General features: G+C 46.9%; 10 protein-coding genes. 2 read left to right on the top strand and 8 right to left on the bottom strand.

Annotated elements, in window-relative coordinates; genetic code table 11:
• Positions 1-38: 38 nt before the first annotated feature.
• From BM124_RS17245 to BM124_RS17280, 8 genes are all read right to left on the bottom strand, one after another.
• On the bottom strand, positions 39-1,349 hold the full coding sequence (locus tag BM124_RS17245; protein WP_244504395.1) for a nucleotide sugar dehydrogenase: 1,311 nt from the start codon (positions 1,347-1,349) through the stop codon (positions 39-41).
• Between the two features lie 19 nt (positions 1,350-1,368).
• Positions 1,369-2,421 carry a Gfo/Idh/MocA family protein gene (locus BM124_RS17250; RefSeq protein ID WP_093339461.1) on the bottom strand — a complete coding sequence of 351 codons (1,053 nt, stop codon included), beginning with the start codon at positions 2,419-2,421 and terminating at the stop codon, positions 1,369-1,371.
• A gap of 150 nt (positions 2,422-2,571) precedes the next feature.
• Positions 2,572-4,386: a polysaccharide biosynthesis protein gene (locus BM124_RS17255; protein ID WP_093339430.1), complete on the bottom strand. Its 1,815-nt coding sequence runs from the start codon at positions 4,384-4,386 to the stop codon at positions 2,572-2,574.
• Between the two features lie 28 nt (positions 4,387-4,414).
• On the bottom strand, positions 4,415-5,275 hold the full coding sequence (locus tag BM124_RS17260) for a YveK family protein (RefSeq protein ID WP_170841208.1): 861 nt from the start codon (positions 5,273-5,275) through the stop codon (positions 4,415-4,417).
• Between the two features lie 66 nt (positions 5,276-5,341).
• Positions 5,342-7,576, bottom strand: coding sequence for an O-antigen ligase family protein (locus tag BM124_RS17265; protein ID WP_093339435.1), 2,235 nt, complete (start codon positions 7,574-7,576; stop codon positions 5,342-5,344).
• Positions 7,577-7,764: 188 nt separating this feature from the next.
• Entirely contained in the window at positions 7,765-8,184 is a 420-nt protein-coding gene (locus tag BM124_RS17270) for a hypothetical protein (RefSeq protein ID WP_093339438.1), read from the bottom strand.
• A gap of 68 nt (positions 8,185-8,252) precedes the next feature.
• The gene (locus BM124_RS17275; RefSeq protein WP_093339440.1) at positions 8,253-11,639 is read right to left on the bottom strand and encodes an S-layer homology domain-containing protein; all 3,387 of its coding nucleotides are present in this window, start codon (positions 11,637-11,639) and stop codon (positions 8,253-8,255) included.
• Between the two features lie 530 nt (positions 11,640-12,169).
• Positions 12,170-13,003, bottom strand: a complete 834-nt coding sequence (locus tag BM124_RS17280; protein WP_093339443.1) for a DUF6612 family protein — start codon at positions 13,001-13,003, stop codon at positions 12,170-12,172.
• A gap of 450 nt (positions 13,004-13,453) precedes the next feature.
• On the opposite strand from BM124_RS17280, the gene BM124_RS17285 reads away from it, so the two are divergent.
• Positions 13,454-14,494 (top strand): C40 family peptidase, encoded by a 1,041-nt coding sequence (locus BM124_RS17285; protein ID WP_212634983.1) that lies wholly within the window; start codon positions 13,454-13,456, stop codon positions 14,492-14,494.
• A 378-nt stretch (positions 14,495-14,872) separates the two neighbouring features.
• A complete protein-coding gene (locus tag BM124_RS17295; RefSeq protein ID WP_093339451.1) occupies positions 14,873-16,939 on the top strand; it encodes a S8 family serine peptidase in 2,067 nt (688 codons plus the stop codon).
• The last annotated feature ends 433 nt before the right edge of the window (positions 16,940-17,372 follow it).

The following is a 17,372-nucleotide window of genomic DNA, read 5'->3' on the forward strand; positions in this document are numbered from 1 at the left end:
GCTATTTTTTAGAAACGTTGACAATCATATTCCCTCATCTATAATTTATAATATGGAATGGAACTGCTATGTTGCTTCATACTATTTTTTGTATCAAATATTACATTTGCATGCTTACTAATTAGTTCATAATCAAAATCATTATGATCTGTTGCAAGCAATACTATATCAGCATTTCTTACATCTTGTTCCGTGACATTAGACCTAGTTGTTTGAATAGTATTTTTATATTTGAATTCCCGAACATGCGGGTCAGCCACAGTCCAGTCCGCACCTCCTAGATCCAACTTTTCAAGTATTGGCAGTACAGGGGATTCCCTGTAGTCGTCAATATCTTTCTTATAAGCAACTCCAAGTACTAAAATATTGGAACCTTTGAGCGGTTTTCCTTCTTCGTTTAAAATATGCATAATACGGTTAACTACAAACTCCGGCATGCTGTTGTTTATTTCACCAGCAGTTTCTATCAATTTCGTATGATAGTTGTATTCTTTTGCTTTCCAGGTCAAATACCAAGGATCAATTGGGATGCAGTGACCTCCGAGGCCTGGTCCGGGATAAAATGGCATAAATCCATATGGCTTTGTTGCGGCTGCATCAATCACTTCCCATACATCGATTCCCATCTTGTTACAGAGGATTGCCATTTCGTTGGCAAGACCAATGTTGATGTTCCGGAAGGTATTTTCGAGGATCTTTTCCATCTCAGCAACGGAGGGACTGGACACTTCGTGTACATCCCCGTCTAATACGTTACGATACATAGCTGCTGCTGCTGCTGTGCAGGAAGACGTGATTCCTCCGACGACTTTTGGAGTGTTTTTTGTATTGAAAGATTTATTGCCAGGGTCTACTCGTTCCGGGGAATAGCCGATAAAGACACTTTCTCCGCAGACCAAACCGTTTTCTTCTATAATTGGTTTCACTACTTCTTCGGTTGTGCCCGGGTAGGTTGTACTTTCCAGTACGACTAAGGTGCCTTCATGTAAGTATTTAGCAATTTCTTTCGAGGAATTTTCTACGTACGTTGTGTTCGGCTGTTTATAGATATCCAACGGGGTCGGCACGCATATAGTGACAGTGTCGACATCTTTTATGCTACTGTAATCGTTGGTGGCAAACATTTTTTCCGATCTTACAATTTCCGTTAGGTCCTCGTCCACGACATCGCCGATATAATTAATGCCGTCATTGACCATGTTCACCCGTTCTTCCTGTACATCAAATCCAATGACATGGTAACCGGCTTTTGCTTTTTCCACCGCTAATGGAAGACCGACATAACCGAGTCCTACCACGCCTATGACAGCTTCTTTGGTTTGAAGTTTATCTATGAGTTTCTTTGCCATTGGCTGCAGTGTTGTCTCCTTATATGTGGTTGACATAGGCCTGTCCTTTCTCTTGTTTGTTTACCTGCACAGGGCGTTTCTCCTCAGCCGATTGATACATTGATGTAACCAATTCAAGTGCCTTTCTGCCTTCATATCCATCTACGATTGGAGTTTCATTTTTTTTAATGGATTTCACCATATCTTCAATGATGCCTTGCTGTCCAGGTTTCCCTAACGGATCTGCTTTGACTCTATCCGTAATTTGTGCTATTTCCTCTTCTCCGAGCGATGCAATATCCAAGTGGTCAAAATAACTTGCCGTTTTGCCTCCTACTTTTATGGTACCATTTTCGCCGAAGATACTGATGGTTTCTTCCAGGTTGGCGGGAAAAATCGTGCTTGCTGCTTCTACTACGCCAAGTGTACCGTCTTCAAATCGAATTACACCCGTGGAAACGTCCTCTGCCTCAATATCCCGAAACCTTGTAGCTTCCATACTGTATACTTCCTGCACCTGTCCGGTAAACCAGAGCATAAGATCCAGGTTATGGATGGCTTGATTCATGAGTACACCGCCATCATGTTCTTTCGTTCCACGCCAGGCTGCCTGGTCATAATATGCCTGGTTTCGGTTCCACCTCAGCGTGGCGTTAACATGACTCAACTTTCCAAGCCTTCCTTCTTCGATTAACCTTTTTGTTTCTACCATCACAGGGCGGAAGCGATTCGGGTGAACGACTGCCAGTTTTACGTTATGTTGCTCACATGCTTCGATTATTGCATCTGCATCTTCCATATGAAGAGCCATCGGTTTTTCAACGATGACGTGCTTTTCACGGGAAGCAGCCTGTATGGCGATGTTTTTATGTGTTCCACTAGGGGTACATATATTCACAACATCAATATCTTCTTCCTCAAACATCTCATCCAGGCTCGTATAGCCTCGGACACCTAATTGTTCTTCATAGGGATGCAGGTTTGCCGGTATTTTATCACAGACGCTGACTAACTGTGCGTCTTTTATTTTTTCTAGTGCAGCGATATGTTTTTTTGCAATATGACCACAGCCGATAATAGCAAATTTTATCATCATTCATTTGCTCCTTTGATTAAAAAAATCATGTTGTTTAGTGCTAGTTACTTAAGTTATCTTTAATTACCCTATTCTATCATCTCTCGAAAATAAATTTATGTTTGAAGGACTTAGGAAAATGGGTTTCCCTGGGGTTAACTGGGTAACTTACTTGACTGCTGTTAGTCTGCTTTTATTGTTTTTCCTGAAGTTGGCGATGTCGAGCAGGTTCTGGCGCAGTGCTTCTTGTCGCTGTCCATTGTTTAGGACGGAGTGCAACGCAGTCATATCAATGGGCTGCGTTCTACCGATATGGATTTTTGGGTAGATCTGCTCCGGATACACTTCATCGTCTTTCATGAGTTCTTCATACATCTTCTCTCCGGGGCGCATGCCGGTATATTCAATACCAATGTCTTCGACGTCATAGCCGGAGAGTCTGATCAGGTTTTCGGCGAGGTCGACGATTTTCACTGGTTCGCCCATATCAAGGACGAAGACTTCGCCGCCTTCTGCAAGAGCGCCTGCCTGGATGACGAGCCTGGATGCTTCGGGAATCGTCATGAAGTAGCGTATCATGTCCGGGTGGGTTACCGTAACCGGACCGCCGGCCTGAATCTGCTTTTTGAACAGCGGGATGACGCTGCCGCGGCTGCCGAGCACGTTACCGAAGCGCACCGAGACGAAACGGGTACTGCTTTCGGTGTTCATGTGCTGAATGACCATTTCGGCGAGTCGTTTGGTGGCGCCCATGACGCTTGTCGGGTTGACGGCTTTGTCAGTTGAGATCATGACGAATGTGCTGCTGTTGTATTCGGAGGCGGCTTCTGCGACGTTTTTCGTGCCGAGTACGTTATTCTTCACCGCTTCTTCCGGGTTTTTCTCCATGAGCGGTACGTGCTTATGGGCGGCAGCGTGAAAGACGACATCGGGCGATTGAGAAGCAAAGACGGTCTGCATCTTTTCTTTATCTTTGACGTCCGACACTTCTGTTATTAAATCTATGCCGAGGCCGCGCTGTTCGAGCTCCATATGAATGTCGTACACACCGTTCTCGGAGTGATCGAGCAGAATCATGGCTTCCGGGTGAAAACCGCTGATCTGGCGGCAGATTTCGGAACCGATGGAGCCAGCAGCCCCGGTGATGAGAACCCGTCTTCCGGTGATCGATCCTGAGATGCCGTCGATATCGAGTTCCACCGGGTCACGTCCGAGCAGGTCTTCGACTTCGATATCGCGGAACTCGCTCACGGATACTTTACCGCTCAGGAGGTCTTCGATCATCGGCAGGATCTGAATCCGTGCCCCTGTTTTCTGACATTCTTCATAAATACGTTTGAGCTCCTGGCGCGATAGCGAAGGAATAGCGATAACAATGTGCTCAACGTCCAGTTTCGCTGCGATGTGTTCAATCTGCTTCACCGGTCCCTCTACCGGTACTCCCATAATTTCAAGGCTGTGTTTGGTTTTATCATCGTCCACAAAGCCTACCGGTGTCAGTTCGCTTTCGCCGCCCTGGAGCATCTGGCGGGCGACCATCGTGCCGGCGCTTCCGGATCCTACAATAAGCGTACGTTTCTTATTTTTCTGTGATTTCAGGAAATGATCCCGATACATACGCCACGCGAAGCGTGATCCTCCAATCATAAGAATATGGAGCATCCACGTAATGAGCAGGGTTCGTTTATGGATGACATCGAAAAAGAGCTGCTGCATGACCGCCGTCACAATGATGGAGAGTGTGACTGCTTTAAAGATTTCTTTGAGCTCATTGATACTCGCATACTGCCACACACGCTTATACAACTTAAACCAGTGGCCAAACGTGTGATGAGCAATAACCAAAGTAGCTGAGCTGGCAAAAATAATCGCCGAGTCAATGTAGCGGGTTTCATATAGTAGATATGCGCCTATATACACGGCAAGCGTTACAATTGCCGTATCAATCACCATTAATAATAGCAACCGTTTCCCGTAAGTCATCCTTATCCCTCCCCTTGTTGTCAGACGTCTAAGCTTTTCTTCGGCGGATCGGGTTGTTCCGGAAAAACTCGATAACAAAGGCCAGTCCTACGCCGGCCATGGCACCAATGACAAAGGCAATAGCCGTATTCAGCATCGGGCTTGGCGAATCTGGAGCCTGAGGCACAACCGCCTGTTCAAACACTTCCGGTCCATTCAAGTTGTTCAGATTTAACTCCTGCTTCTGTAGTTGCTGCTCCAGTTCCAGCAATTGACTTTGATTCTTTTCGATGTAATCAATAAGCCGTGCGCGTGCCAAGTCTGTTTCTGCTTCACTTGAGCTTTGGTTGTCTTCTATATCCTGCAACGTCTGTTCATTCCGCTCCAAGCTTTCAGAAATTTGACTATAACTCTCCTGTGCTGCCTGATACCTTTCCTCTATAATGCTCTGCCGTTCCTGAAATGCGGGTTGGGCCTGGTTCACAAACTGAGTGGCGATTCCATCAACGATTTGCTGTGCCCGCTCTGGGTCGCTGTGATTTGCGGTAATCTCCAACATCTTCGCTTCTTCATTCAAGGTTTCCACGGATACCGATTCCCGCAAATCCCGCGGGCGTTCGTGGTTCAGTTCCTGATTATTCATAACCGCGCGCAGCACATCGTTACTCATGATGACCTGTTGGGCGCTGTTCGTATTGGTGTACATTTCACTTTCGTAATTGCCGAGATAGAGCTTCGTCGTAGAACTGTAGCTTGGAGTGAGGAATTGGGATCCTATGTATGCTGCCACAGCAAGCACAATCGGCAGCAGTATAATAAGAAGCTTGTACTTCCAGAGAATTGATATAATCTCTACCAGGCTGATTTCATCATCATTGTGCTGTGTTTGTGAAGGTTGCTCGTTATTCATCGTGTTCCTCCCATACCCTTCCATGTTTCCTCATTTTATCACAATTTTCGTCGTGTTAACACAGGGTCAGAAGAAAACCTGATAGGCGTCAACATACGCCTGTGCCTTATTATTTTTGGAAGCGAGGGTGTTCATCCGCTTTTCAGCCTGCTTCTGATTACCCTGCTCACGTTGCGCAAGAATCATTAATGCCTGTGCGCGTACATATAATTCTCCATCGTTCTCACTGAACTTTTTGAGCACTTTAATACCTTTTTGATAGCTCCCTTCAATCATATAAGCCTGTCCTGCCAGGAAGTTCGCAGCCGGCGTCAGTGTCAGGTCTTTATAATTAGACTGTGGGTTCTTACGGAATTCCTGTGTGTTCTTCTGATAGCGTTCATACGCGTCTGTGGCCTGAGCTGCCATTCCGGCGGCCTGATCGGGATTTCCACTCTGCATCATCGAAGAGGCTTCCCCGGAGGTGAGCCGAATCATACGTTGGTAGATATTGATGTTAAACGGATCATACGACAAGGCTTGATTGTACCGCGTCATGGCTTCTTCCACATAACCGAACGAAGCATGACTGTTACCGCTTTGCATCCAAGCTTCCCTACTCTTTGGTTCCACCTCTATAAACTGGTTGCTCAACTCAAGGATCAGCTCTTCTTTCTGCTGTTCCACAGCTACCTGAACCTGGTTTGTAATATAACTCAGTTCATTCGGATTCCATTGCCGTGCTTCACTCAATATATTTAGTATTTCTTCAGCATCATTAGTCTGAGATACGGCCTCTACTTTTCGTTCTGCCACTTCAAACCGGAAGGCATACATCGAAGACAGCCCAATAAGGATGGCGGCCACACCATATGCACCAAATTTGATAGAACGTTTATCGATAGAGACGCCAGGGAAAGCAGGATTTTCCGGCACCGCCAATGTCAAAATGAGCATGAACAGAAGCCATATTGTCGCAAACGAAAAGTCAAAATCAATGACCCCATGTCCAACCAGCATCAGCAGTGCAATCAATGATGCCGGCACGAGAGCCCCGCCTTGTTGACGGAAGCTCTTAATACTGTTGAAGGCAAATAAAAGTAGAACAGCCATCCCAACTAGAAATCCGAGGATACCGATATTAAGAAGCTGCTCCAGGACGACACTGTGCACTTCATTACTGATGTAAGGCTCCGACTGATAACCGTGATATAGAACACTCCAACCGTCGCCGCCCCATCCAATGATTGGGGCGTCTTTCAGCATATCCAACGCGTCAAAGAAAAACGTGAAACGACCGTCTTCAAAAATTGTTTCATATCCAATATTTTGAATGCGGTTCTGCACGTTTTCAGGAAGTTTACTAAATACCCATCCCTTTTTCACAAAATCAATGAGAAGCGCAGCACCAGCAAGCAAAGCGGCTGCCGGAAGGACAAAAGCGAAGCGTTTCTGCATGAATTTTTCAGGCAGCTTCTTTTCCACTAAAAGGTGTGTGCTGACAGCACCTAGGGTAGTAACTGCACTGACAGCAAACCACACAACAATCTGCATAGCTGGTCCAGCCCCCCCCCATTCATTGGCGGCCGTCATGAAAAAAATAAAGCCTCCGGCAAATGCGAGTATTGTATACAGGACGTATTTGAATTGATGGCGTGTGGACAACGCAAGCAAGCCGATGAACCAGACGATTGGAAGCAGAATCATAGCTCCACGGGATAATGAGAGAAACAGCGTGGATGCATATAATGCCAAAGGCAGAGTGCTTAGAGCGATGACAGGAATGTTGTTACGCTGCTGCGAAGCAAATACGATGTTGAAAAGCAGTACTGCCATCGTCACGGCAGCATAGGTATTCGGATACTGAAACACACTCGAAAACCTACCGTTTAAAATTGCGTCGTTGTATGCAACCCATCCCCAGGAGTGAAGAAAAGGGAGTATCGCTATGTAAAATCCAAATATCTGCAAGAGAACCAGCATACCTTTTTCGCTGGATGGCACATTTCGCTTCACCGTTACCAGTACAATAAAGAACGTTGCAAACATGGTCCATTGGATAAATTGATCAAAGGCACCTTGAAGTGTGACCGCGTTGGTGAAAGAAATCAAATAAAAAAGCGGTATTAGAAAAATAGTAAAATATACGGGAGAAGGCATCTGTTCTTTCTTTCTGAAAAATACGTACAGCATGTAAGCAATACATAGGAGCGCTACCCCTATATGCCATGTATAAATATCTTTATCATAAAACAACCCCTGTTGATATGAAGAAAGAAGAAACGAAATACCTGTAACAAGTAAAACAATCCAGTGTATCATATGGCTGTGCCTCCATCATTCGTTTAATTCCTACCGAATTATACCATGAGCGGAAAGATTCTCATAGAGGGAGGAAAGTCACCGGCTGCGGGTAGGTTAAAATGAATCAACCCCCATACCTAAATGGGTATGAGGGTGAAAAGGGTAGAATAATATTGATAGGAGATGACAATCTATGTAAAGCACATTTATGACTCACTCTGCTCGACCACAAAATCACCCTTCACAGATTGATCGCCCCACTCAATTACAAGCTGATATGCACCAGGTCCCAGCTGTTCGAACATGCTTGCATCCAGCCCGTTCATCACCTGTGTCGCATCCGGACTAACCTGAAGGGTGTTTGTCGTCACCTCCTGCCACTCATCACTCGGACTTAATATGTTTAATATAACATTCAGCTGATCCTGTTCAATGGGAGATTCAGTTTCCATGACGAAATTAACTTTTTCACCGACTTGAAAAACGTTTCCAGCTTGAAGTTCATTCTTTCCCGTCACTTCTCCAAATACAATACCGGAATTGGTAGAATCACTCTCATTGGAGCAGGCAGCCATACTTAAAATAATAAGAATTGAAGCGGAAAATAATAGCATGGAACGTTTCATTTCGATTCTCCTTACTTAGTAAAAAAGAGTGAGCGCAAGGCTCACTCTTTTTCTAATGATCACAATGTTTAGTTATTCAATTCGTCGTTAACATTTACATTGACGCTTGAATCACTAACGTCATAAGATTCATCAAAGAAGTTATCACCACTGAAGTCAATGTTCAATGGGTTAGCATCATCTGCTTCATCGTAACCATAAACATAAACACTTACAGTAGAGCCGGATGTCTGATATGTGAATTTATTATCGGAACCTACCTGCTCATAACTGTCTTCAGTTACAGTGAAACTGTTACCGTCTTCATCGGTAACCGTGAATTCACCATCTTCTTGAACACTTGCTTCTTCAGAGAATGAAAGTTTTACTTCGCTTACATTTTCCGCAGAAGTCGATGTTACACTTTCTTGGTTAACATTTACACTTGGTTCATAAGTGTCAGGATCTACTGAATCTTCTTCTTCGAGAACTGCTGCATCTGCGAAACGGCTGCCTTCAGACGGAATGGAAATACTTACTGAATCTCCCTCTTCAATATCACGAAGGTTGGCAGTTTCCCATTCCCCGCTGTCATCATCGGTGCCGTCGTATACTGCATTGTCGTTGTTCAATTCGTACGTTGTGTCATTACCGAAGAATTTGATTTCACCGGCGCCAACGTTTACTTCTTCTACGTAACCATCAACTACCGGTTTCTGATCGTCAGCTTTGCCGGTAATGACGGTTCTATCTTCGTTTACTTCCAGTGTTTCAAACGATCCTTCTTCAAGGTTAATGTCAGAATCGTCCACCTCAAACTGGATTTTTTCGCCTTCAACGAATGCAGTTACACGCTCAACATCACCGTCACTAACAGAAACTTCGGAGATAAGGGCACTCACTTCATCGTCATTAGCAGTAACACTGTCGCTACTTACGATGTGAGTGACATTGCCTTCTTCATCGTAATAGACATCTGCATTGTCTGCTGTGATGTCAATGTTGGAAGCATCGCTCCAAGCAGTAACTTCTACGTTGTCTGCGTCTGGATCTTCCATGTCGTCAGCGTCAGACAGGTCATAAATCATTGTGTCATCCTGCAGACGATAACCGTTTGCGGTTGAGCTGTCTTCGTCGATGTCTTCGTTCAACGTCTCAACGTTATTGGTAAGTGTGATTTGGTTAACAGTGTCGCTATCTTCGCCATCGAGGCCGATGTTAGCGATGTTGTTTACGTCGCTGATGTCAGTGATGATTTCTCCGTAGCTGTTGTCTTCATTCACAGCAATGATGTTTTCGATAGCAGAACGATCCGAGATGTCGGTGTAGTACGTAGTTCCGTCTACTTCTACCGTTGCACTGTTACTGGTAGCTGCAGATTCATGTGTTGTACCAAATACGAAATCATCCACTTCATAGTCACTGTTGCCAGGGAATTCACTGTTCATTTCGTATTCTGTCTCGGAGTCATCTCCGCTTTGACCCTCAAGAAGGTTGATTTGGTCAAGAGAACCAAGCTCTACATCATAAAGCTCTGATTCACCTTCGGAGTTGATACCTTCGATTTCCATACGGCCGTTACCGAGGTTATCAGTATACGGGGTGAGGTCTCCCTGGAGATAAAGGTAATTCTCGTTGGAAGGAGCGTCTCCCTGATTACCAGTCACGTACACGACTTCATTTCTGAAGTTGTTGTAAAGAGTGACTTCGTCGTTTGCTGCCTGAAGATCCTGCGCAGCGCTTTCGTCGAGTTCACTGAACTCATCGCCTTCAAGGTATCTTGTCGTAATGTTGTCGGACACGTAATCGTAGCTTGTGCCATCTACTTCGAAGCTGTCTTCAAAGACATTCTCGATGGAACCGCTTGTTGTCTGGTTGCTCACGACAGCAAACCCGTCTCCATGTGCATCTTCGTTAAAGAACAGAAGATCGTCTTCCTGGAGGTCGCTTGCAGAGATCTGCTGGCCGTTTTTCACAATGACATAATCCTGAAGATCAAGTTCATTGCCGCCTTTACCTGTTACAAGACCGTCCTCTACGTTGTCAACTAAGATCGGGTCTGCGTTAAGGTCGTATGCGTATACGCGCTCAACATCTCCGTTGTCACCGAAGATTGCTTTGGAGTAATCGTATTTGTTGTCTACGAGGTCCTGCATATCTTCTGCCGAATTCGCAACAACTTCATCGTCTGTGCCAGGGTTGGCAATGAATTCGAACTGCTCGGAATCTACTGCAAGATCGTGCGCATTGCCTTCGTCGATAGTTTCGATTTCGTTATCAGCTGTTACTTCGATTGCATCATGAACAGTGTCTTCATGTTGAATCAGCTGATATCTTGTGAGCTGCTCGTCACCATCGTACCAAACGCTGATTTCATGCCCCAGCGCTTGTTGGAAGTTAAGGTCGCTGTCTTCCGGCACATCAATCTGAACGGTCGTTTCCTGACCTTCACCGTTGTCTTCATTGTACGTAACGGTAATGGTGCGCTCATCTTGGTCGACTCCTGTAACACGGGCGTTATCGTCATCGTTAAGGAACTGATCACGAGTGAACGTAGTGGAAAGGTTGCCAACTTGAATGTCGTGCTGCACGCCTTCTGGAATTTCGTCAGGAGCGTTGTCGCTTGTGTCGTCATAAAGTGTTACTTCCGCGGAAAGACCATCCGAGGAAAGGCTCACACTCTCTACACCTTTGCGCTCGCCGCTGTCACTTTCCGAAATCATGATGTCAGATGGGGAAAGATCTTCACGGTACGGTCTGGTGAATTCAACAGAAAGAACATGGCCGTCACCGGTAAGAGTACTTACGTTTGCAATTTCAAGCGGCTCCTGTACTTCAAGGGCACGGTCCAGAAATGTTGCAAACTGTGCACGGTTGACTGTTTCTTTCGGACGGAACATGTTGTTTTCCGTTGAAGTGATGTCATACTGTGCCAGAATTTCGATGTTTTCCTGGTGGCTTGCGTTTGCTTCGTCTAGGTCTGCTACGTTTGCACTTGCGTCTTCTTTCGGTTCAAGGTTAAACGCTCGAACCAGGATAGTTGCCATCTGCTCGCGGCTGAGGTCCATGCCGGCAGCAAACATTGTGCCGTCTTCGCGGCCTGTGATGTATCCTGCTTCGGTTACTGCTTCCGCGTACGGAGTGTAGTAACTTTCATCAGTCAGGTCATCGTAGCTGCTTTCAGCGTCTTGGCTTACTTCGAGGTCAAACGCGTTTACAAGGAGCTCTGCTACCTGACCGCGGTTGATGTCTTCTCCCGGACCGTATGTACCATCTGGGTACCCGTTGATGATACCTTCGTCAGCGAGACGCTGAATAGATTCCGAGGCCCAGTAATCGTTGGATACATCACTGAAAGATTCAGCTGCATCCGCTTGCTGTACATCCGCAGGTACCGCCGCTGCTGCAGACGCTACGACTGCTGCAGATACGGAAGATGCTAGAAATCTGCGGTAAGACTTAGGTTGATAAGCCATATGCAATATTTCCTCCTTTTGTATGAAGCATTCTACCTCAGTTTTGATAGAATACTATTTTCTAACTTTCAGAGACGATCGCACGTCATCTGGTTCCTCGACGATCTATCATCGGGTCATCGGAATCATCTGTGAAAACGCCTCCGTCCGTTAGGACTACATAAATCTTCTAAAAAACTGCAAAAATTATTATACGTGCCATTTCATAGGCTGTCAATTCGTGGGTGGTTAATTTCTGAAAATGGCAGTATAATATAACGCGCTAGGTAATCATATTCATTTTTTGACGCGGTCTACAAGAATTCTACAACAATTTCCTCAGAATGGCTACCCTGTAACACGGTTTGTAATCTCATTTTAATAGAATTTTGCGTTTTCAGGGTGTAACAGCGACTTTTATCTAGAGTACACCCCTCTTTTCTTCCATAATACACCATGAATTTTACAAATGCATCACGGAGACATTTCCATAGTGTTAAAAAAGGCGTAATAAAACCGGCCCTCGTATATGTACGCGGACCGGCTCTTTTTTATGCAGCATCTGCATTGTTTTCAGATTCCTGTTCTTCCATCTGCTCCTGCTGAATTTCTTGTACTTTCTGCTGAATGAATTCTTCCAGATTGCCTTCTACATTATTGTGGTCTTCGTAGCGGACGTTCGTTTGTTCATCGAAGGATCGGAGTTTGCCGCCTAGTTCGACTGTGAAGGTGAAACGTGTGTCATAACCGTTCAGGCGTCTCGTTTCCTTATCAATAAAGGCGGTCATTTCAATCCCATCGAGTGTCATCCCGTTCAGCTGCTCTTCACTCAATCCGCCTTCCGGCATCACGCCGAGAGAACTCAGTTTCTTTTCCGCCAGTACTTTATGCCGCTCTTCTGTTCCTTTAAAGGAAACTTCGTAATAATCGTCGGTGTCCTCAACGTCTGTCACTTCCTTCATTAGAAATTCGTTCTTAAACTCCAGAAAGAAGGAAAGGTCTTCGTTCGGACGAAGCATGGACTGAATCTGTTCGGTGTTGGTTTCGGATGCTTCCCATTCTCCGTTTTGGCGTGTCTGAATGTTCTCTCCATCCACTCGTATATCCAGTTCCACCGGGGTATCAAGTTCCACCAGGTTCATGCTCGATTCCATGTAACCCTGAATTGGGTCACCGTAACGGATTGCCCCCCGCGTGAATGTACTCACTCCTTCTTCTGCTGCGTTCAATGTGTTTGATTCGGTGAAGTACACGCTGTCGAGATTCTCCATGGTCTCCAGCGCATCTCCATATACTTCTTCCGGCAGTTCCCGATCTCCGCACGCGCTGAGAAGCAGTAGAACGGATCCCACTGCCAAACCGGCGGCTTTTTTCCAACTTTTCATATGTATTAGCTCCTGTTATTTGATAATGATTGTTTTCCTCTGTTCATTTTACAGCGCCTGCGGGTAAAAGGCAAAGGCCGTCCATAATGTAGGTCTTTCGTATGTCATTCAACAAAAAGTTGCAGGAAATCCAGTGAAATTTTTGTGACAAAACCATTTATATTACAAAGATGTTACAAAAGTATTATATCTTCTCTGACACTATGATAACAGGGGTTTCATTGTTTCAATGTGAAGATAATGGAGAAAAAAGACGAGCTGTAAAGGGAGGATTTGTGGTTTTTTTGTATCATTGTGTCTTGTAGTTGTTATTGAACTGTAAACTCAGGGTGCCCAATTACATGCTAGACTATGAATTGTGTTTTCAAGACAGACCACGACATCCAAACCGAAACACAACATATTGCACATAAAAGTAAAAATTTATACATAATGAGAGGGGTGGCCATTTTGGTCAAGAAAACGATGGCAGCATTGTTCAGCACCGTTCTGCTTTTATCTTCCTTTGCGATGCAGCCTGAGGCGGCTGACGCAGCGTCACCGGAGGATATTGAAGCGGAAGCAAGAGAACACTTAGGAACACCGTACAGCTACGGAGGGACCACGCCTTCCGGATTCGACTGCTCAGGTTTTACAAGCTATGTATTCGGCAAAAACGGAGTGGATCTCCCGAGAACAGCCGCCGCGCAGTATAATGCCGGCAAGTCGGTATCCAAAGGGAACCTGCAGACAGGGGATCTTGTCTTCTTCACACACGGTTCCGGCATTCAGCATAACGGCATTTACATTGGAGACAATCAGTTCATTCATGCATCCAGCTCAAGAGGCATTATGATTTCAAGCATTAATGACCCATACTACTGGGGCGACCGTTATGTAGGAGCGAAGCGGGTACTCTCAGACCAGTCCGGGGAAAAAGCAACAACATCCGCCGTAAAGTCGGAAACACTTGAAAAGCTGCCGGCAGGCGAGTACCACGATGTAGAGGAAGGCTACTGGGCATACGGCAGCATTACCAAACTTGGTAAAGAAGGCATCGTCAGCGGTTATCAAAACAGCACATTCGAACCTTCGGACAGCATCACAAGAGAACAGGCTGCAACAATCCTGATGAAAGCTCTTGATCTGGAACGCACCGGAGGCGATACCGGATTCAGCGATGTTTCTTCGGATAACGCGCACGCGACAGCGATTAAAGCAGTAAGCGAAGCAGGATACATTAACGGCAACCAGCAGAACGAATTCATGCCGGACGAGCCTATGACACGCCAGCAGATGGCTGTTGTATTCTACCGCGCTTTTGATCTTAAAGGGACAAGCTATGACGGTTCTTTCACCGATGTTGGGAACAATCATCGTTATCACAAGCAGATCCAGGCGCTTGCCGGAGCCGGCATCACCACTGGAAATGCGGAAGGCGAATTTGAACCGGGCCGCGAAACAACACGTGCCCACTTCTCCGTTTTTCTCGACAGCGCACTGGAACAGTAATATCACACAATGAAATAATGGGGAGGATCCGCCAGGGGGATGGCGGGTCCTTTTTTTATGGAAGACGGGAGAATCATAACAATGGTGGGGGTGGCCATTGAGGGCTGTCTGTTCCCGTCTTCCTTTTTCGTTCCAATGCTTATTCGTCCATCCGGAAAAGCAGGCACTCCAAAAATGGGGGCTTTAATATGTCTTTCTAGTTACAGGTATTACCGCTTGGGTGGCTTGTTAAACATTCTTTTTAAATTTTTTTCGAAAAGGGGTTGAAACTTTTCTTTCTTCCTTTCGTTATAAATAATGTGGTGCTTCTATCAATCTATTGTTCATTGCTTTAGGATAGAAGAAGGTGGCATTTATTTCTAAGAAAGCGGGGATAGCATGAAACGGAAGGTAGTGAAAGCTGTGGCGGCCTGCGTTGTGCTCACGTCCTGGACGGCAGGCATGTCGGCGGCAGAGGAGAAGGAGCATACATATTTGGTAGGTTTTGAAGAGGGAATCACTCCTTCTCTTATCGAGGACGTTGGTGGGGAGACCGGTGATATGTGGGAACAGATTGATGCAGGCGAGGCACAGTTAACCGATGAAGAAGCGGCACAGCTTTCGTCTGAAGACGGCGTGTCGTATGTCGAGCCGGACCAGGACGTGAAAATCCAGGCAGTGGAAGGTCTTGAGAACTGGGGGCTGGAAAGGACTAAGACACCACAGGCCTGGGATGACAACGTCACGGGCTCGGATGTGGAGGTGGCCGTTGTGGACACCGGTATCAGTACGTCGCACCCCTCTCTGGATGTCGCGGACGGCTATTCGGCGGTGTCCTATACCGATTCCTATAACGATGACAACGGCCACGGCAGCCACACCGCCGGCATTATCGGCGCTTATCAACCCAGTATGGGACTGATGGGTGTGGCGCCGGATGTGGAGCTGTCGGCGGTGAAAGTGCTGGATGAGAACGGCAGCGGGACGCTTTCGCAGGTGCTGAGCGGTCTAGAATGGGCGATCGAACAGGATGTCGACATTATCAATATGAGCTTTGGCACGCTGACCGATTCGAGCACGATGAAAGAGATGCTGGATGAAGCTTACGAGAACGGCATCATCGTAACAGCGGCATCCGGCAACCGCGGAGAAGGCGAAGAAGAAGACACGGACCGCGTCGAATTCCCGGCGCGCTATGATTCTGTCGTAGCTGTCGGGGCGGTTGATAAAAAGAACGAACGCGCCTACTTCTCTGCTTCCGGCGATGCGGTGGAACTGAGTGCCCCCGGCGAGGACATCGTGAGCACCTACAAAGGCCATTCGTACGGACCGCTCAGCGGAACGTCCATGGCCACCCCGTTCGTCTCCGGGGCCTTTGCCCTTTTAAAAGAAGCCTATCCGGAAAAAGATGCGTCCGAGCTGCGGCAGATGCTGCAGGAGGAAGCGGTGGATCTCGGCGCAGAGGGCCGGGATGACCGGTACGGCTACGGCTTTCTGCAGATTCCGGATCTTTCGGGTGCCGGTATAGAGGAAAAAGAAGATTTCGGTGAAGATAACCGGGAAGCACCGGTGGAAGAAGATATTGAAGAAAATCCGATTCAGGATGATCCTATTGAAACCCCTTCGGAACCGCTGAACGCACCGGCTGGTGTGGAGACAGAAGTCGTGGAAAATGACGACGGCTCCCATGATGTGTACGTGTTCTGGAACCGTCCGGAGGCGGATGTGCTGCGGCACCAGATTTATAGAAACGGGGAAGCCCACGGTACAACGGACAACGGAAAGCTTTTTAAAGACGAAAGCGTGGCACCTGGTACGTATACGTATGAAGTAGCGGCTGTCTCAGTGGATGAGACGGAATCGGGGCGCAGTGACGAGGTCGAAGTCGTGATTGAGGACGAAAGTTTCACATGGCCTGAGGAGACAGCTTCTCCGTCCGATTTCAGCGATATTGACGATACGTTCTGGGCGGCCGAGGCTGTCCGGGAGCTGCATGCCCGCGGTGTCATTCAGGGCAGCGGCGGTGAGTTCCGACCTGAGGAAACAGTGCGGCGCGGCCAGGCGGTAACCATGCTCGGCCGAGTCATCGGCTGGAATGACGCCCCGGCGTCTACATCATTTTCGGATGTCAGCCGCGGGTATTTTGCCTCCGGGTACGTAAAGGCTGCTGTGGAGGCGGATGTCATTTCCGGATTTTCCGACGGAACGTTCCGGCCGAATGCCAGCATCACCCGCGGGCAGATGGCGGCGATGCTCGGTCGCGCGTTTAATTTTGCCGGAGAGAACGAGGAGGCTGCGTTCCGCGATGTGGACGCGGCGACAACCGGCGCCGGCGCGATTGCGTGGCTTGCGGAGCAAGGTATCGTGACCGGCTACGACGACGGCACCTTCCACCCCGAAAGCACCCTGTCACGCGCACAGTTTGCGAGTATGTTGTATAAGCTGGGAGAGCATTTGAACGAATAATTACGGACGGTCCGGGTGCGGTGGCTGCTGTGTCAGCAGGCCGTGCTCCGGGCCGTTTTTGTATCGATTCCCGGGATTTGCAGGTTGATTCTCCCGATTTCTGTATTGATTCTCTTGTTTTTCGATTGATTCTCGAGGAATTTAGGTTTTTTGCTATTGATTCTTGGATTTTATCTATCAATTCCCGGGATTTCTGTCTCGATTTTTTGCATTGCTGCATCGATCCAGTCCGAGGCTGCAGCGCCCTATTCTGGTGAGAGGGAGCGGGCGTTTTCGGCATCAATTCTCCGGATTTGTCTATTGATTCTCTGGTTTTTCTATCGATTCTCGAGGAATTTGCACTAGTCTTGCAAACAACTTCCTTATAGTATCATTTATGGGTTATTTTTCATTTACAAGCCTAAAAAAATCTCCTATTGTAGAGGGATAGACT

The sequence above is a fragment of the Salibacterium halotolerans genome (assembly GCF_900115625.1).
Lineage (GTDB): Bacteria > Bacillota > Bacilli > Bacillales > Marinococcaceae > Salibacterium > Salibacterium halotolerans.